The organism is Streptomyces sp. DSM 15324 (assembly GCF_001514285.1).
Classification (GTDB): Bacteria; Actinomycetota; Actinomycetes; order Streptomycetales; family Streptomycetaceae; genus Streptomyces.
The window spans coordinates 138,976-156,524 of record NZ_KQ949035.1 but is presented as its reverse complement, the minus strand read 5'-3'; the positions used below and the strand labels follow the sequence as shown (position 1 = coordinate 156,524).

At 73.8% G+C, this 17,549-nt stretch carries 17 protein-coding genes; 4 read left to right on the top strand and 13 right to left on the bottom strand.

The window, feature by feature from the left end:
* Window positions 1–184: 184 nt before the first annotated feature.
* From AQJ58_RS33475 to AQJ58_RS33465, 3 genes are all read right to left on the bottom strand, one after another.
* Window positions 185–1,174, bottom strand: a complete 990-nt coding sequence (locus tag AQJ58_RS33475; protein ID WP_067256963.1) for an N-acetylglucosamine kinase — start codon at window positions 1,172–1,174, stop codon at window positions 185–187.
* A complete protein-coding gene (locus tag AQJ58_RS33470; RefSeq protein WP_067256962.1) occupies window positions 1,171–1,848 on the bottom strand; it encodes a uracil-DNA glycosylase in 678 nt (225 codons plus the stop codon). The genes AQJ58_RS33475 and AQJ58_RS33470 overlap by 4 nt, the downstream gene beginning before the upstream one ends.
* A gap of 73 nt (window positions 1,849–1,921) precedes the next feature.
* A complete protein-coding gene (locus AQJ58_RS33465; protein WP_067256961.1) occupies window positions 1,922–3,073 on the bottom strand; it encodes a WD40/YVTN/BNR-like repeat-containing protein in 1,152 nt (383 codons plus the stop codon).
* Window positions 3,074–3,289: 216 nt separating this feature from the next.
* Between AQJ58_RS33465 and AQJ58_RS33460 the strand changes: the two genes are divergently transcribed.
* Window positions 3,290–3,877, top strand: a complete 588-nt coding sequence (locus AQJ58_RS33460; protein ID WP_067256960.1) for an Rv1733c family protein — start codon at window positions 3,290–3,292, stop codon at window positions 3,875–3,877.
* Window positions 3,878–4,290: 413 nt separating this feature from the next.
* Here AQJ58_RS33460 and AQJ58_RS33455 read toward each other — a convergent pair whose 3' ends face one another.
* Together AQJ58_RS33455 and AQJ58_RS33450 are read right to left on the bottom strand one after the other, a co-directional pair.
* Window positions 4,291–5,643 (bottom strand): nucleobase:cation symporter-2 family protein, encoded by a 1,353-nt coding sequence (locus AQJ58_RS33455; RefSeq protein ID WP_067256958.1) that lies wholly within the window; start codon window positions 5,641–5,643, stop codon window positions 4,291–4,293.
* A 63-nt stretch (window positions 5,644–5,706) separates the two neighbouring features.
* A complete protein-coding gene (locus AQJ58_RS33450; RefSeq protein ID WP_067256956.1) occupies window positions 5,707–7,098 on the bottom strand; it encodes an FAD-dependent oxidoreductase in 1,392 nt (463 codons plus the stop codon).
* Between the two features lie 210 nt (window positions 7,099–7,308).
* On the opposite strand from AQJ58_RS33450, the gene AQJ58_RS33445 reads away from it, so the two are divergent.
* Window positions 7,309–7,785, top strand: a complete 477-nt coding sequence (locus AQJ58_RS33445; protein WP_067256955.1) for a DUF6214 family protein — start codon at window positions 7,309–7,311, stop codon at window positions 7,783–7,785.
* A 30-nt stretch (window positions 7,786–7,815) separates the two neighbouring features.
* On the opposite strand, the gene AQJ58_RS33440 is transcribed toward AQJ58_RS33445, so the two are convergent.
* Window positions 7,816–8,472: a DUF305 domain-containing protein gene (locus AQJ58_RS33440; RefSeq protein WP_067256954.1), complete on the bottom strand. Its 657-nt coding sequence runs from the start codon at window positions 8,470–8,472 to the stop codon at window positions 7,816–7,818.
* Between the two features lie 137 nt (window positions 8,473–8,609).
* On the opposite strand from AQJ58_RS33440, the gene AQJ58_RS33435 reads away from it, so the two are divergent.
* Complete coding sequence (locus tag AQJ58_RS33435) at window positions 8,610–10,112, top strand: LVIVD repeat-containing protein (protein ID WP_067256953.1); 1,503 nt, start codon at window positions 8,610–8,612, stop codon at window positions 10,110–10,112.
* Here AQJ58_RS33435 and AQJ58_RS33430 read toward each other — a convergent pair.
* From AQJ58_RS33430 to AQJ58_RS33405, 6 genes are all read right to left on the bottom strand, one after another.
* Window positions 10,100–10,783 (bottom strand): TetR/AcrR family transcriptional regulator, encoded by a 684-nt coding sequence (locus AQJ58_RS33430; RefSeq protein ID WP_067256952.1) that lies wholly within the window; start codon window positions 10,781–10,783, stop codon window positions 10,100–10,102. The genes AQJ58_RS33435 and AQJ58_RS33430 overlap by 13 nt on opposite strands.
* A gap of 286 nt (window positions 10,784–11,069) precedes the next feature.
* On the bottom strand, window positions 11,070–11,783 hold the full coding sequence (locus AQJ58_RS33425) for an HAD family hydrolase (protein WP_067256951.1): 714 nt from the start codon (window positions 11,781–11,783) through the stop codon (window positions 11,070–11,072).
* A gap of 10 nt (window positions 11,784–11,793) precedes the next feature.
* Window positions 11,794–12,114, bottom strand: a complete 321-nt coding sequence (locus AQJ58_RS33420; RefSeq protein ID WP_067256949.1) for a hypothetical protein — start codon at window positions 12,112–12,114, stop codon at window positions 11,794–11,796.
* 36 nt (window positions 12,115–12,150) lie between these two features.
* The gene (locus AQJ58_RS33415; RefSeq protein ID WP_067256940.1) at window positions 12,151–12,822 is read right to left on the bottom strand and encodes a phosphatase PAP2 family protein; all 672 of its coding nucleotides are present in this window, start codon (window positions 12,820–12,822) and stop codon (window positions 12,151–12,153) included.
* A 1,426-nt stretch (window positions 12,823–14,248) separates the two neighbouring features.
* On the bottom strand, window positions 14,249–15,184 hold the full coding sequence (locus AQJ58_RS33410) for a M56 family metallopeptidase (protein WP_067257141.1): 936 nt from the start codon (window positions 15,182–15,184) through the stop codon (window positions 14,249–14,251).
* A gap of 92 nt (window positions 15,185–15,276) precedes the next feature.
* Window positions 15,277–15,867: a DUF5134 domain-containing protein gene (locus tag AQJ58_RS33405; RefSeq protein ID WP_067256939.1), complete on the bottom strand. Its 591-nt coding sequence runs from the start codon at window positions 15,865–15,867 to the stop codon at window positions 15,277–15,279.
* Window positions 15,868–16,188: 321 nt separating this feature from the next.
* Here AQJ58_RS33405 and AQJ58_RS33400 point away from each other — a divergent pair, with 321 nt between their 5' ends.
* Window positions 16,189–16,734 (top strand): MarR family winged helix-turn-helix transcriptional regulator, encoded by a 546-nt coding sequence (locus tag AQJ58_RS33400; protein WP_067256938.1) that lies wholly within the window; start codon window positions 16,189–16,191, stop codon window positions 16,732–16,734.
* A 30-nt stretch (window positions 16,735–16,764) separates the two neighbouring features.
* Here AQJ58_RS33400 and AQJ58_RS33395 read toward each other — a convergent pair whose 3' ends face one another.
* Entirely contained in the window at window positions 16,765–17,529 is a 765-nt protein-coding gene (locus AQJ58_RS33395; RefSeq protein ID WP_067256936.1) for a VOC family protein, read from the bottom strand.
* Between the last annotated feature and the right edge of the window lie 20 nt (window positions 17,530–17,549).

The window sequence follows — 17,549 nt, the reverse complement described above, 5'->3', positions numbered from 1 at the left end:
AGGGTGCAGGTGAGCGGTATCCGTCCTGTTTTGTCTGATGAGTTACGTACGGATCAGAAGTGATCAGCGTGTTTTCCGGGCGACTTGCCCTCAAAGAGAGCAATCCCTCTTTTGGGTCACGCTGTACGACTCGTTCCGTGCGTTTCACTCCGTACGTCCCCTACGTACACCCCCGACCACCCGCCTACGCGCGACGCGAAACCGACAGAAGCACCCCGTCGACCGGCAGCGCGAGTCGGCCTTCGGCCAGATCGGCGGCCATCCGCACCGCGCCGTGCAGCGGATCCCCTTCGGGGTCCACCCGCCGTGCGTGCGGCAGCAGCCGGGCCACCTCCTCCGCCAGCGGTACGAGGAGGGGCGCGCCCAGTCCCGCCAGGCCCCCGGTGAGGGCGAACGGGGGCTGTCCGTCCGGCGGGCAGACCGCGGCGGCCGACTCGGCGATGTGCCGCGCCGCCGCCCGCAGGATGTCCGAGGCCACCGGATCGCACGCGGCGCACCCGGCCACCTCGGGAGCGAAGGAGGCGAGGACGGCCGCCCGGTCCGGCCGCGGGTAGAGACGGCCCGGCAGCCCGGGCACCGGCCCGAACCGCTCCTCGGCGCGGGCCAGCAGCCGGACCGAGCCGCCCGGCCGCCCGTCGTGGGCGCGCAGCGCGGCCTCCAGCCCCGCCCGTCCGATCCAGGCGCCGCCACCGCAGTCGCCCAGCAGATGACCCCAGCCGTCGGCCCGCTGCCAGCCCGTCAGATCCGTGCCGATGGCGATCAGACCGGTGCCGGCCGCCGCCACGGCTCCCGGCCGGGCCCCGAGCGCGCCGCTGAACGCGGTCACGGCGTCGGCGGCCAGCGCGGTCGTCCGGACGCCGAACGCGCGCGCGAAGGCGTCCGGGAGCGTGGCGCGCAGTTCGTCGCCCAGGCCGGCCAGTCCGGCCGCACCCACGACCGCCGTGGTCGCTCCCGCGACGCCGGCACGCTCCTCCAACGCCCGCACCATCGGCACCAGTCGATCCAGCAGGTGCCCGGGGTCGATGCCCCGCTCGCCGGTGCGCACCGGCACCGGCGAGGACTCCTCGGCCAGCGCGCCGGCCCCGGAGGTGCCCACGGCCACCCGCAGACCCGAGCCGCCCGAGTCCACGGCGAGGATGCCGTGGCCGCGCTCCGGATCCGCGGGGACGGTCACGGCAGTTGCCAGTCCACCGGCTGACCTCCCTGCCGGACCAGCAGGTCGTTGGCCCGGCTGAACGGCCGTGAGCCGAAGAAGCCGCGGTCCGCCGACATGGGGGAGGGGTGCGCGGACTCCACCGAGGGCAGATCGCCCAGCAGCGGACGCAGATTGCGGGCGTCGCGGCCCCACAGGACCGACACCAGCGGCTTGCCGCGCGCCGCCAGCGCCCGTATCGCCTGCTCGGTGACCGCCTCCCAGCCCTTGTCGCGGTGTGCGCCGGGCTTGCGCGGGGCCGTGGTGAGCGCCCTGTTGAGCAGGAGCACGCCCTGCCGCGTCCACGGTGTCAGATCACCGTTGGACGGCTGCGGCAGGCCGAGGTCGGAGTTCAGCTCGCGGTAGATGTTGATCAGACTGCCGGGCAGCGGGCGGACGTCCGGCGCCACCGAGAAGGACAGTCCCACCGCGTGCCCCGGCGTGGGGTAGGGATCCTGTCCCACGATCAGGACGCGGACGTCGTCGAAGGGCTGCTGGAACGCCCGGAGAACATTCTGTCCGGCCGGAAGGTAGGTGCGTCCCGCGGCGATCTCCGCCCGCAGGAAGTCGCCCATCTCGGCGATCCGTCCGGCCACCGGTTCCAGGGCCTTCGCCCAGCCCGCTTCGACGATTTCATGCAAGGGTCGTGGTGCCACGGGCGTCACCCTACTGCCGTACGCACGACGACGATCAACCGGTGGCCGACGCCCCGCGAGCCCCCCACCCGGCTCATCCGACCACCGCGGCCCGCACACAGAGCACGTCCGGCAGATGGGACGCCAACTGCCGCCAGCTGTCGCCGTCGTCCGCCGAGGCGAACACCTCGCCGTTGCGGTTGCCGAAGTACACGCCCGCCGGGTCCGCGTCGTCCGTGCACATCGCGTCGCGCAGGACCGTGCCGTAGTGGTCCTCCTGTGGCAGGCCCGCCGTGAGCGGCTCCCAGCTGGCGCCCGCGTCCGCCGTACGGAACACCCGGCACCGGTGGCCGGCGGGGACCCGGTCCGCGTCGGCGTTGATCGGGAAGACGTACGCCGTGTCCCCGCGCGTGGGATGGGCGGCGGCCGCGAAACCGAAGGTGGAGGGCAGGCCCGCGCCGATGTCCGTCCAGCTCCGGCCGGTGTCGTCGCTGCGGTACACGCCCCAGTGGTTCTGCAGATAGAGCCGGTCCGGGGTCGCCGCGTCCTGGGCGATCTTGTGCACGCACTGACCGAACTCCGGGTGCGGATCCGGCAGGAACACCGCCGAGACCCCGGAGTTGGAGGGCTCCCAGCTCGCCCCGCCGTCGGTGCTGCGGAAGACGCCGGCCGTGGACACCGCCACCGTCACCGCGTTGGGGTCGCGCCGGTCGGTGAGGACGGTGTGCAGGCCCTCCCCGCCGCCGCCCGGCACCCACTTCGAGCGCGTCGGGTGCTCCCAGAGCGGTCGGACCAGCTCGAAGGTCTCCCCGCGGTCCTCCGAGCGGTACAGCGCCGCCGGTTCCGTCCCGGCGTAGACCACGTCGGGTTCGGCCGCCGCCGGGTGCAGCTGCCACACCCGCTCCAGGGACGCCTCCGTGTCCTGCGGGAACCTGACGGCGGGTGTGGCCGGTTCGGTCCAGGTCCGGCCGAGATCGTCGGAGTGGAACACCGACGGGCCCCAGTGCGCGCTGTCGCCGCCGGCCAGCAGCCGGGGCCGCTCGCCCCGGGTGTCGATGGCGACCGAATAGATCGCCTGTGCGTTGAAGTACGGGGATGCGTCGAACTCCCATGTGCCTGCGCGCCGGCGCCCGATGAACAGGCCTTTGCGCGTGCCCACGGCGAGCAGTACCTCGGTCATGCCGCTCTCCTCCACTGTGTCCTCGACCTCGTTGTCCCGGACACCGGCCAGTCTGCACCCCGCCACTGACAGTCACCTCCGGACAGCCCGTCTTCGCAGGTCACAGCCGTCGTACCGGACCCAGTCAGCGGCGCCTCGGCCCCCGTCCGGACGACCTCCCCGGGACCGGCGGGACGCGTGCGGCCACCGGAACGAGCCACTCGCCCTGAGCATCCGGACCCCGCGCCCCGTATGGGAGGGCGGTCCAAGGATGTTCGTGCGCTCATGAGGAGGAAGCCTTCGATGGCGTTCCGTGGTCCGAAGGTGTGGCTGTGGCGCTGGCGGCGCAACCCGCTCAGGCGTCGCGCCGACGCGGTGGAGGCCTGGGTCGTGCTCGGTGCCTGGGTACTGACCGTCCTCGTCGGGGTCCTGGCGGGATGGGGGGCCGCCGGGTCCGTCGAACACGGGCTGGCCAGGGAGCGCGTCGAGTGGCGTCCCCTGCAGGCCCGGCTGACCGAACCGGCGCCCGGGAAGGCCGACCGGCAGCCCGGTTCGGCCGGTGGCGACCTGGTCTGGGCGAAGGTCGGCTGGACCGGCCCGGACGGCTCCTCGCACAGCGGTCAGGTCCGGGTCGCGACCGGCAGCCCCACCGGCACGCCGGTCACCGTCTGGACGGACCACCAAGGCCGTCTGGTCACCCGGCCCGCCACCCCGGACCAGGCCCGGCTCCGCTCCGTCATGGTGGGCGGCCTGGCCGGTGTGGCCGCGGCGGCCCTGCCCTTCGCCGCCGGCCGGCTCCTGCGTGGACGCCTGGAACAGCGCCGCATCGAGCAGTGGGACGCCGACTGGGCCCGCTTCGACGCCCTCCGGGGCCGCCGCCCGCTGAGCTGACCGGCACGGGCGCAGCAGCTCCTCGTTCCGCGGGACGCCCTGCCTGCCGTGCCCGCCCCGGCGGTTGCGTGCCGACGGTTGAGGGCGACCTCCACCGCGGCCGGCTCCCGCAGGGGCACCGCGCCGGGGCCCGGGGCGGCCGGACAGAGGGCGATATCCCCTGCGCGCTGCCCTGGCGGCGCGCAGGGGAAGCGGTGCCGAAGAGCGCCTGCGCGGTTCCCGGTTCGCGCGTCAACGCACCTGCCGTACGCAGTGGGAGCGCTTCCATGGTGTGCGTGTGCATGCCACCATGCGGGACGGACTCCATGCCCTACGGCCGGCCCGGGGCCGCCCGCGCCCCGGGGTGAGACCCGGCCGGCCCCCTCAGGGCGAACCCGGCTCCCCGCGCGGACGACCGACCCGCGCGGGGAGCCCTAGCCCCCTGTGCCGGTGGGCGGTGTCGCGGCCCGCGGCGCCGCACCGGCCTTCGCCGGACGGTGGTTGAAGACCAGATTGAGCACGATCGCCGTCAGGCAGCCCGCGCTGATACCGCTGTTCATGATCGTCTGGAACCAGTCGGGGAACTTCTCGTAGACGGTCGGCACCCCGACCGGCAGCATCCCGACGGCCACGGACACGGCGACCACGGTGAGGTTGTGGTTGTCCTGGAAGTCGACGCGCGCCAGGGTGCGCAGTCCGCTCGCGGCGACCGTCCCGAACATCACCAGCCCCGCACCGCCGAGGACCGGCGCGGGCACGGCCGCCACCACCGCGCCCAGCTTGGGCAGCAGACCGAGCAGGACGAGGATGCCGCCGGCGGTGGCCACCACCCAGCGGCTGCGCACCCGGGTCATCCCGACCAGACCGACGTTCTGGGCGTACGCCGTGTAGGGGAAGGTGTTGAAGACACCGCCCAGGACGGTGGACAGTCCGTCGGCGCGCAGCCCGTCGGCGAGGGAGCGCGGCTCGACCCGGCGGCCGGTCATCTCGCCGACAGCGATCAGGTCACCGGTCGTCTCCGTCATCGTCACCAGCGCCACCACCAGCATCGACACGATCGCCGAGACCTCGAAGGAGGGCGCCCCGAAGTGGAACGGCGTGCTGATCCCCAGCCAGTCGGCGGCCTGGACCCCGCCGAAGTCGGTGAACCCGAACGGCACCGCCACCACGAGCCCGACCGCGATCCCGGTCAGCACCGCGATCCGGCTCAGGAACGCGGGCGCGAACCGCTGCACCGCCAGCACCACGGCGAGGACGAAGGCGGCCAGCGCGAGGTTCTTCGGCTCCCCGAAGTCCTGTGAGCCGACGCCGCCCGCCGCCCAGTTGCCCGCGACCGGCAGCAGTGAGAGACCGATGATCAGGATCACCGTGCCGGTGACGAGGGGCGGGAAGAACCGCAGCAGCCGGCCGAACACCGGGGCCAGCACGACGATCGCGAGTCCCGCCACGATCACCGAGCCGTAGATCGCCGGCAGCCCGCCGCCCGTCGTCCCGATCAGGACCATCGGCGACACGGCGGCGAACGTGCACCCCTGCATGATCGGCAGCCGGACTCCGAAGCGCCAGATCCCGACGCACTGGATCAGCGTGGCGATCCCGCACACCAGCAGATCGGCCGTGATCAGATACGCCAGATCGGCGGGCGACAGCTTCATCGCCCCGCCCACGATCAGCGGCACGGCCACCGCGCCGGCGTACATCGCGAGCACGTGCTGCAAGCCGAAGGCGGCCAACTGCCGTACGGGAGGCACCTCGTCGACGGGATGAACGGGTGCGGTCGTGGCCATGGGCACTCCTGAGCGGGGCGACATCCGAACAGCACGGGAGACGGTACGCCGATCGAACACCGATTAAACAGATTGTTGATTTCCGTGGTGTTGCCGCTGTGTGCGGTCGTCGGCGATCCCTGCCCGGTCCGCGGCCGTCCGCAACGCCGCCCAGTCCGGCAGTTTGACCACATCCCGCCCCAGTGAGGCCCCCAGCTCCGCCTCGGCCCGCTCGATCCCCAGCCACCCCCGCCATCCGACCGGCTCGGCCCCCGCCGACCGCAACCCCGGCAGCACATCCTCCGGCACCGGCCTGCGTACGAGCAGGGCGGCGTCCTCGAGGAGCGAGGTCACCGTCTCCTTCGCGCACGGCCGGTTGGTGCCGATCACCCCGGTCGGCCCCCGCTTGATCCAGCCCGCCACGTACTCGCCCGGGGCCGCCGCGCCCGCCCGCACCACCCGCCCGGCCGTATGCGGCACCGTGCCCCGCACGGCGTCGAACGGCAGCCCCTCCAGCGGCACCCCGCGATAGCCCACCGACCGCAGCACCAACTGGGCCTCGACGATCTCGTGGCGGCCGGTGCCCGTCACCCCGCCCCGGCCGTCGGGCGCGGTCCGCTCGAACCGTACCGCGCCCACCCGGCCCCCGACGGCGAGCAGTTCGACCGGCCGCAGGAAGAAGCGCAGCCGGATCCGCCGCCGCACATCCCGCGTCGGCGGGGCCGTCCAGCCGCGCAGCACCTCCACGTTGCGGCGCTGCGCCGCGGGCAGCCCGGACGGATCGCCGGACGCCGGGTCGAGCGCCAGCTCCGCGGCGTCCACGTGGACGTCCGTGTCCGGCAGCGTGCCGAGTTCCCGCAGCTCCTTGGTGGTGAAGCGGGCCTGGGAGGGGCCGCGCCGGCCCACCGTGTGGATGTCCGTGACCCCGCTCGCGGCCAGCGCGGTGAGCGCGGCCTGGGGCATGTCGGTGGGGCTCAGCTCGGCCGCGCCGCGCGCCAGGATCCGGGTGACGTCCACGGCGACGTTCCCCACGCCGATCACGACCGCCGAGCGGACACCCCGCAGAAAGCCCTCGCCGGCCGCGTCCGGATGGGCGCTGTACCAGGAGACGAACTCCGTCGCGGACCAGCTGCCCGGCAGTTCCTCGCCCGGGATGTCCAGTCGGCGGTCGGCCGCCGCGCCCACGCAGTACACCACCGCGTGGTACAGCTCGCGCAGCCGGGCGACCGGCACACCGCCCGCACCCACCTCGACCCCGCCGAGGAATCGCACCCGCTCGTGCTCCAGCACCGTGCGCAGGGTGTCTTGCAGCGACTTGATCTTCTCGTGGTCGGGCGCCACGCCGTACCGCACCAGGCCGTACGGGCACGGCAGCCGGTCCAGGACGTCGACCAGGACCTCGGGATCCCGCTGGACAAGGCTCTGGGCGGTGTAGACCCCGCTCGGCCCGGAACCGACCACGGCGACACGCAGCACGGCGTGACCCCTTACCCGCACGACACCCGTGCGACGGAGGAGAGCGCTGGTGCCTCCAGCATCGCACCGAGGGCGCTCCGCTGACAGGGTGCCGTCACTCCGGCCCGTGTGCGTGTCCGTTCGTATGGAAAGTGATCATGCGGTTACGTTGCGTGTGTGCTAGAAGCATCTTTCCTTAATCTTTCTGATCGTTCCGCGGAGGACGGGACCGTGTCCGTGTCGCCGGCGTGGGAGCTGCGCGAGAACGGCGACCCCGCGGCGACCTGGTTCGACGTCCGGCTCACCTTCCCCGACGGGGCCGGGGTGGACCTGCTGGCCGTGGTGTCCGGGGGGTGCGTCTCTTTCGAGGACGTCCGCGCCCGGCCGCCGCTGTCCCTGGTCGACCTGACGGAGCTCGCGGACTGGATCGAGGGCCCGCTCTTCGACAGCTGCGCGGGCGCGAGCGGGACACAGGCCGAGCCGGGGGCCGCGGCGGCGGGCGGTGCTCGTCGCGCCCGTCCGGCCTGGCCGCGCGGGAGCGAGGGGCGCCGGCTGGTCGCACAGGAGTACCGGGCGGCCCAGCAACAGGGCGCGGACCCCGTTCTGGCGGTGATGAGCGCGACCGGGCACAGCCGTCGCGCGTCCCTGCGTCTGATCGCCCAGGCGCGGGACGCGGGCTATCTGGCGCCGCGTCACGCGAAGGGATGAGCGGGGACCGGGGGAACCCGGTCCCCCGGGTCAGCTCATCTGCCGCATCCGGGTGATCTCGCTCGTCTGCTGGGCCACGACGTCGTCCGCCATCTCCTCGATCCGCAGGTTGTTGCCCTGCGCCTTGACCTCGGTGGCCATCGTGATCGCGCCCTCGTGATGGGTGATCATCAGGCTGAGGAAGAGGGCGTCGAAGGCCTTCCCGCGCGCCGCGCGCAGCGTGCTCAGCTGGGCCTCGCTCGCCATGCCGGGCATCGCGGCGTGGTCGTGCGCACCACCGGTCCCGGCCTTGTCGTACGACCCGAGCCAGGCCTTCATCGCCTCGATCTCCGGTCCCTGTGCGGCCGCGATGCGCAGCGCGAGGCGCTTCACGCCCGCCGACTCGGCCCGTTCCGGCACGAGTTCGGTCATCTCCAGGGCCTGGGCATGATGGCGGATCATCATCCGGGCGTACGACACGTCCGCCGCGTTGGGCGAGTCGTCCTCGGCCCGCTGCTCGGCCGCCTCCTGGGGGGAGAGCGTCCGGTTGCCCTCGCCCGGCTTGCCCGGCGCGATCACCGAAGGGCCGCTCGCGGCGGCCGACTTGTCCTGCGCACCGGAGTCGCAGCCCGCGAGGGCGAGCACGAGCAGTGCGGCCGCGGCGGTGAGGGGTGCGCGGCGGTGGGGCACAACGACCTCCTGGGACATGGGAGTTGGATTGATCGCACTACCCGGCGGAGAGATTCATTACGTCTGCGTTGCCAGCCTTTGATATGTGCATGATGAAGACGATACTGCAGGGGACCGTGAACCGTTCCACAGGAACGGCAACGAGGGAGGACGCAGTGACCCTGTCGAACGATCCCCGAAGGCGGCGCAGACGGCTGGGCGTCGCCGCCGCCTGTACCGGGCTCCTGGCCGCGCTGTTCGCGGCGGTCCCGGCTGCCGCCACCCCCGACCCGGGGGACGCGCCGGCCGTGGGGCGGGAGTTATCCGCAAGCGCCCGGGCCGGGGCCGCCGCCGCGATCGCGGACGGTGAGATACCCGGACAGGACGAGATCGTCCACTCCGCCAACATCGAGCACCTCGCCACCATCCCCAAGGACGCGCTGTCCGGGATCAATTCGGACCTCGCCTTCCAGGGGAACTACGCCTTCGCCGGCAACTACGACGGCTTCCGCATCTTCGACATCAGCGACCCGAAGTCCCCGAAGACCGTCTCCCAGGTGCTGTGCCCCGGCTCGCAGAACGACATCTCCGTCTCCGGAGACCTGCTCTTCCTCTCCACCGACTCCTCGCGCAGCGACAGCAGTTGCAACAGCACCACGCAGCCCGCTACCGAGAAGTCCTCCTGGGAGGGCATGAAGGTCTTCGACATCAGCGACAAGACGAACCCCAAGTACGTCGCCGCCGTCGAGACCGCCTGCGGCTCGCACACCCACAGCCTGGTGCCCGAGCGCAAGAACGTGTACATCTACGTCTCCTCGTACTCGCCGAGCGTCACCTACCCCGACTGCCAGCCCCCGCACGACGGCATCTCCGTCATCAAGGTGCCGCGCAAGGCGCCCGAGAGGGCGGCGGTCGTCAACTTCCCCGTCCTCTTCCCGGGCGAGGGCCCGGACGGCGGCGGCAACCCCGGCTCGCCCACCAACCCGGGCGTGTCCAAGACCACCGGCTGCCACGACATCACTGTGCTCCCCGAGAAGGACCTCGCGGCCGGCGCCTGCATGGGCGACGGCATCCTCTTCTCCATCAAAGACCCGGAGCACCCCAAGGTCATCGACCAGGTGCAGGACAACGTGAACTTCGCGTTCTGGCACTCGGCCACCTTCAACCAGAAGGCGAACAAGGTCGTCTTCACCGACGAGCTGGGCGGCGGCGGAGCGGCCACCTGCAACGCGGCCATCGGCCCGAACCGGGGCGCCGACGGCATCTACGACATCGTCGGCAAGGGCGACAAGCGCAAGCTCGTCTTCCGCAGCTACTACAAGATCCCCCGCCACCAGGCGGACACCGAGAACTGCGTCGCCCACAACGGCTCGCTGATCCCGGTCAAGGGCAAGGACCTCATGGTCCAGGCCTGGTACCAGGGCGGCGTCTCGGTCTGGGACTTCACCGACTCCTCCGCCCCGAAGGAGATCGCCTACTTCGAGCGCGGCCCGCTGAGCACGACGGCCCTGTCGGTGGGCGGCTCGTGGTCGGCGTACTACTACAACGGCTACATCTACTCCAACGACATCACCAAGGGCTTCGACGTGCTGAAGCTCAGTGACCCGCGGACGGATCCGGCCGAGCGGATCCACCTGCGGGAGCTCAACGTCCAGACCCAGCCGGACTACTTCGACTGATCCGAGCCGGCCTGAGCGGCAGGCCCTGTCGCGAAGAAGCGCGACAGATCCTGCGTACATCTCCCGCCGGGCGCCTCGGCGTCCGGCGGGAACCCCGACTCCCAGTCCAGCCGGTACCGTTCGAACAGCTCGGCACGCAACCGGGCCAGCGGCAACGGCACGTTGGGCAGCACCAGCGCGTACACGGCGCCCATGAGCTGCGAACGCAGCATCGGATAGTCGTGGTCGACGTCCCGCGAGCCGTGCCGGGCGGACGTCTGCCGCAACAGCTCGGCCAGTCGCTGCTGTTCGGGACACTGCACGAACCCCTCGGCCTGGAGCAGTCCGGCCATGTGCTGGCGCATCAGCACGGTACGGTCCCGGGCCAGTCCGAGGATCGCGTCGATGGCCCGCGCCATCCGCTCCCGGCCGTCCTCCGTGCACGGCTCCCGCTCCAGGGCCTCCTCGAGCGTACGGTGCATCAGCCGGTGCACCGCCGACTGCACCAACTGCCGCTTGCCGGGGAAGTAGTAGGACACCAGACCGCGTGCCGAACCGGCCCGGTCCGCGATGTCGCCGAGCGTCGTCGCCTCGTACCCGCGCTCGCTCACCAGCTCCAGGGCCGCGTGCAACAGCCGCTCGCGCGAACGTCGCCGCAATTCTTCATTGACCGAGGCGCTGCGCGGGGACATTCTGTAACTCCTGCGTTGACTGGCTATCAGCCAACTATACTCAGGGCATCCCGGACAGTTCCGCACGGAGCAGGTCCGGGCTGCTGCCCGCTCTGGGCGACGCGGGGGATCGTCCAGAGTGGGCGCGCCTTCGCCCCGATGGTGGCCTAGGGCTACCGATCGGTGGGTACGACGGTCCGGCCACCGCCTCCTGGCCGACCCGGACCACACCTCAGCCCCGGCCAGGACCGGCCAGGCCCGGCCCTGCCGGCTGTCCACCGTCGACTGTCTGTCGACTGTCTACCGTCTAACGCGTTCCGAGTTCCCGGCTGCGACCCACCAGCTCCAGGACCGGGCGCAGGCCGTCCGGCCGTTCGGTCGCCGGCAGATGGTCCACGAAGTGCACCGTGCAGCCCAGCGCCGCCGCCCCGCCGTCCGCCAGCCGGTCGTCCCCGACCATCAGGGCCGCGCCCGGATCGACCCCGAGCGCCTCGCAGGCCGCCGCGAACAGCCGGGGATGCGGCTTCTGCACCCCGTACTCGTACGACAGCACATACGTGTCGACGAACCGGTCGAGCCCGTGCGCACGGAACACCGGCCGCAGATCCCAGCCGATGTTGCTGACCACGCCCACCGCGACCCCCGCCTCCCGCAGCCCGCTCAGCACGGCGAGGGCGTCGGGGTACGGAGCCCAGGCCGCCGGGGTCATGTGCCGGTCGTACAACGCGTCGTGCAGCCCCGGGTCCGGCAGCGTCACCTGACGGGAGAGCCCGGTGTACGCCGCCCGGTGCGCCTCGGCGCTCTCGTCCCGGATCCGCCACACCGGGGCCATCTCCTCGGGCACCCGCTCCGGAGGCGCCCCGCCGGGCAGCGCCCCGGCCGCCTCCAGCGCACGTGCCGTCGCGGCCAGCTCTTCCTCCGGCAGGTCGGCCCCGGCCTCCTCCAGCACGGCACGCAACCAGGCCTCGGTGGACTCGACCCTGAACAGGGTCCCGGAGAAGTCGAACAGAACGGCAGTCATGCGCTCGATCCTAGGAACTCGGAGGATCTCGCGGGGCCACGTTCCACAACAGGGGCAGCTCGTCCTCGCAGAACACGCAGACGTACACCTCTTCCCGCACCGAGACCTCGCCCGCGCCGAGGACGGCCCCGCCGCCCGCACAGGCCATGTGCTCGCTGCGCCGAGGGGCCAGGCGCAGCCATCCGCCGAGCCCGACGACGTACGTGTACGGCTCCCCGTCCTCCACCGCGAAGGCGGTCAGGCCGGGGAGGTCGCGCACGGCGTACCCGTCACTGCCCGGTACGACGGCTCGCAGGATGTCCCGCCCCGACACGCGGGTGCGGCCCGACACACGGGTACGGCCCGCCCGAGGCGTGCGGCGGGACGGTCACGGGTACCGGCGCTGGTGCACCACGATCGCCCCTGTCACCAGCAGGGCGCCCAGCAGCCAGCCGCCCAGGACGTCCGAGGGCCAGTGGACACCGAGCCAGATCCTGGTCAGGCCGACACCGACCACGGAGACGACCGCCACCGTCACGGCCGTACGCCAGAGCGGGCGGCTCACGCCGTGGCGGTGCAGCAGCCACAGGAGGAGACCCAGCACCACCGTGGCGGTGAGGGCGTGGCCGGAGGGGTAGGCCTGGTAGTGCGCGGAGTCGACGGGGTCGGGCCAGACCGGGCGGTCCCGGTCGACCGCCGCTTTGAGGCCCTGCTGGACCAGCGTCCCCACCGCCGACGTGACCACCAGCCAGCCCGCGGTCCACCAGGCCGCGTACCGCCACACCAGCCACACCGCCGCCGCGGCCCCCACCAGCCGCATCGTCACCGGATCCCACACCCAGTCCGTGAGGATGCGGCAGAAATGCGTGAGGCCTGGGTCGGCCACGGCCCAGCGGTGGGTGGTGCGGGCGAGGTCCGCGTCCACGTCCATCAGCGGGCGCCACTCCGTCGCGACCAGGACGAGAAGGACCACCGAGCACAGACCGAGGACCGCGGTGAGGCGGACGGCCGTGCGCCGGGCCGGTGGACGGGGCGGGGAGTCGACGGGCCGCGTGTGCATGATGCGATCCTCGCCGAACGGAGGGGGCGGAGGCCAACCTGGGGTGACGTGGAGCCGGCCCCTGGGGTTTTGCCGAGGTGGAATCAAGGTGAAGTGGCCTGCGGCCTCTGCCCGCCCGCCGCCGGGTCCGGCGCAGGCCAGGAGACTGCGGCTGGCGGCCACCTACGCCGGTGCCCCAGCCCTGCGGCCCGCCCCGCCTCCGCAACCCGCCCCGCGTCCGCAACCCGTGCCCGCCCCGCGCCTCGCGGCCCGGTGCCCGCCGCCGGGTTTGGCGCTGGCCGGGAGGCTGCGGTTGGCGGATACCTACGCCGCCGCCTCGGCCCCGCAGCCCGCGCCCGCCCCGCGCCCGGCCCCGTGCCCGCCGCCGGGTTTGGCGCTGGCCACGAGGCTGCGGTTGGCGGATACCTACGCCGCCGCCTCGGCCCCGCAGCCCGCGCCCGCCCCGCGCCCGGCCCCGTGCCCGCCGCCGGGTTTGGCGCTGGCCGGGAGGCTGCGGTTGGTGGCCGCCTGCGCTGCCGGCCCGGCTCCGTGGCCCGCCCTTGCCGCGCAGCCCACGCCCGCCGCCGGGTCCGGGCCCCGCGGCCCGCCCCGGCTCCACAACCCGCGGCCGCCCCGCAACCCGCGCCCGCCCCGCGCCCCGGGCCTGCCCCGTGCGCGGGGGAGCGGTGCCGGCCCACCGGCAGCCGCCGCCCGTCGTGCCGCGCGGGCACCGCCCGTATCCGCACCCCGCGCACCCCGGGCCCGCCCCGCGCCCCGCGCCTGCCCCGCGGACCGCGCCCGCCGCCGGGTCCGGCGCCGGCCGGGAGGCTGCGGCTGGCGGCTACCTACGCCGGTGCCCCAGCCCTGCGGCCCCCTCCAGTTCCGCAACCCGCGCCCGCCCCGGGCCTGCCCCGCGGACCGCGCCCGCCGCCGGCCGGAAGGCTGCGGCTCGCGGCCACCTACGCCAGCGCCCCGGCCCTGCGGCCCGCCCCGGCTTCGCGGCCTGCGCCTGCCCCGCGCCCGGCCCGGCCCCGTGCCCGCCGCCGGGTTTGGCGCTGGCCGGGAGGCTGCGGTTGGTGGCCGCCTGCGCTGCCGGCCCGGCTCCGCGGCCCGCCCCTGCCGCGCGGCCCACGCCCGCCGCCGGGTCCGGGCCCCGCGGCCCGCCCCGGCTCCGCAACCCGCGCCCGCTCCGCAACCCGCGCCCGCCCCGCCGCGCCCGCCCCGCGCCCCGCGCCCGCCGTCGGCGCGGAGGCTGCGGCTCGCGGCCACCTACGCCGCCGCCCCGCCGCGCCCGCCCCGCGCCCCGCGCCCGCCACCGGGTCCGCCGTCGGCGCGGAGGCTGCGGCTCGCGGCCACCTACGCCGCCGCCCCGGCCCCGCAGCCCGCCCCGGCCTCGCGGCCCGCCCCCCCGCCCCGCGAGACCGCGTTTCCCGGCCGGCGATACTCCTCAGCCCAGTGCTCTCAGGCCAGGGACCAGGGTCACGAGGACCGGGATCACCGGCACCAGTGCGGCCGCCGCCGTCAGACGCAGTCTGCGCGCCGGGGGGAGCCGGTCCGGGGGCGTCAGGAGCCGGTGCACCCGCTGCGGGACGTGTGCCTGCGGGGTGGGGGAGGGGCCGAACACCCCGCGGTCCTCGTTGAGTCCCACCAGCGCCAGCGCGGTGGTCTGCCGGCCGAACCGTCGGGATGCCATGTCGTCGGCGGCCAGCTCCACCAGCCGGTGCATCTCGTCGCGGAACGCCGCGAACACCGGCACCTGCGGGAACCCGGTGGCCAGCGCGGACGACGAGTGCAGCAGCCAGTGGTGCCGGGCCTGCGCGTGCCCCTGCTCGTGCGCGAGCAGAGCGTCCAGCTGACGCCCCTTCAGTCGCCGCAACGCGGCCGTGGTGACGACGAGTTGAGGTGTTGCGCCCGACAGCCACCAAGCGTCGGGCCGCTCCCCCTCCAGGACGACGAGCCGTCCCGCCGCCGGTTCCTCGCCGGGCAACAGCGGCGCGCGCAGCAGCAGTTCGGCCCGGCGTGCCCGGCTCCGGGCCCCGGCGCGCGCCACCTCCCGCAGGAGCATCGCCCCACTCCACAGCCCGGCGCAGGCCAACGCCACCGCGATCGCCCCCGCCCAGGGGCCGGTGGAACCGAGGGCGTAGGCATCCACGACCGCCCGCGGCGCCGGAGCGAAGACATGACCGCGTACCGCCTGCCAGGCCGCCGCCGCGCTCAGCGTCATCGACAGCGCACAGCACAGCAGGACCGCCGCCACCACGCACTGCCACGCCCACAGCGCGACCACCGGTTCACGGTCGGGCCAGTCGGCCCGGGCGAGCAGCCGGGGTGCTCCGACCGCGGTCAGGGCGCCGAGCAGCAGCAGGACCGCGGGGACCGTCATGGACAGCACCCTATGAGCGGCCCACCGCTCAGGGGTACGGCTTGTCCTGGCAAAGTGACGCAGGCCACGGCCGAGTTGGGGCCGGTGCGGCCTCACAGGGCCAGCAGCATCGCCAGCATCCCGATCCCCATCGACAGCCGGCACGCCCGCGCCAGTTCGGGAAGGTCGCTCCACCCGACGGCGCCCCCGGCGGGCCCGGGAGCCCCCGCCCCGGCACTCCCGCCGGCCGCGGCCGTCCCCGTCCACGGCAGCAGCCGCGCCCCCGAGAGGAGGACGTACCCGGCGAAGTACAGCAGCAGGACGCCCGTGAGGACCGGGACGCCCGAGGCGGCGGTGCCGTGCGCGTGCGCGTGGGGCGGCGAGACGGCCATCGTGACCGCCATGTAGACCATCGCCGAGCTGCCCACCAAGTGGTGCAGATGGTGGTTGTGCGCACGCGCCGTCCACAGGGCCCGTAACGCGGCGGCGCCGAACACCGCCGCATAGGCCGGCCAGGCCCAGGGGGGCGGGGTGAACACCGAGGGCGGCACCGCCATCACCGCCATCCCGAACCCCATGAGCGCCTCGCTCCCGGCGGCTCTGCGCTGCTCCTCCACACGGCTGCGCATCCGCAGCAGACAGTAGGCACCGGTCGCCGCACACAGCGTGACCAGCAGCCAGCCGGGCGAAGTCGGTCCGTGCACGCGCACCTCCCCGCTCGACGGACGCGTCGAGGGTTGCGATGCCCACGCCACGCGGCGCGCACGCGGCGCAACGAGGTACACGGGGAGCATTCGAGGGAGCACGGTGGGTGAGCGATTGCCCGCCGCATATGGCATGAGATAGGGCACGAGCCTGCGCGCCGCACGCCTCCCGCCGGCCGGGGAGCGGTGGCGACGCGCCCTGCCCGAGGAGCGGGTCGTCGCTGCCGGACGGTCCGGACGCCGTACGCTCGCCGCGACGGTACGGCACCGGGGACCGCCCCCGGACCAGGACGCGACCACGACGGCGGAGGGTGTACGGCGATGACGGCGACGCGGGGACCAGCGGCGGCCGGGGACGGGGCGGGGAGCGACACCGTCGCGTCGGTGGTGGGGCAGTGGCAGGCGGTGCGGCCCGACCTCGACACCGGTCCCATGGAGATCATCGGCCGTGTCAACCGCTGCGCCGCCCTGCTCCAGCAGGCCGAGGACGCACCGCTGCGCCGGGCGGGCCTGAGCCGCCCCGAGTTCGACCTGCTCGGGGCGCTGCGCCGCACCGGCCATGAACTGACCCCCGGCGACCTGGCCCGCGAGACCTTCTCCTCGGGGGCGGCCGTCACCAAACGCCTCAAGCAGCTCACCGAACGCGGCCTGGTGGAACGCCGGGGCGACGCCCGGGACCGCCGCGTCGCCCACCTGAGCCTCACGGACGCCGGACGCGAGGTCGTCGACGCCGTCCTCCCCGAGCAACTCGCCTACGAGCGGGCCGTGCTGTCCGCCCTCGACGGCGACCGCCAAGGCGAACTGGCCGCACTCCTGGGCGAGTTGCTGAGCCGCCTGGAGGGGCACATGCGCACCGTCCGCGCCTGAGGCGTCAACCGGCCTGCCTGACGCCGGGGTTCAGCCCTCCTCCCCGGCCCGGTACACCCCGAACACCGCGCCCTGCGGGTCCCGCAGTACGGCGATCCGCGGGCCGTCGGGCACCGACATGGGCTCCACCGGCGCGGTGCCGCCCGCCGCCGTCGCCGTGGCCGTCGAAGCGTCCGCGTCGGCCACCACGAAGTACGGCAGCCAGTGCGGCGGCACCTCGGGCGGGAACGTCTCGTCCATCCTGACCATGCCGCCGAAGTCGGCGCCACCGACGCCCCACTGCAGATAGTTCTCCGACGAGGTCACGGTCCAGCCGAACACGGTGGTGTAAAAGGTCTCCGCCCGGTCCGGGTCACGGGTCAGCAGCTCCACCCAGCCGAGCGAGCCGGGCGCGTTGAACAGCCCCGCGCCCGGGAAGGCCCGCGCCTGCCAGAGCTGGAACACCGCCCCGCCCGGATCGAGGGCCACCACGAAACGGCCCGTGTCGAAGACATCCATCGGCCCGACCAGCACCTTGCCGCCGGCCTCGGTGACCAGCCGCGCGCTGACATCGGCGTCGGTCACCGCGAAGGACACGTTCCAGGCACACCGCTGCGCTTTCTGGTACAGGGGGGTCAGTGCGGCGACTGCCGCCTCGCCGAGGTGCGCGACGGTGTAGCCGCCGGCCTCCTGCCGGGGGTCCGTCTGCGCACGCCAGCCGAACAGCTCCGCGTAGAACCGCTTCGCCGACTCAGGATCACTGGTCCCCAGCTCGGCCCAGCAGGGCCCGCCGGGCACCGGTGCGTCGAGCTTCATGACGTTCCTTCCAGGAAAAG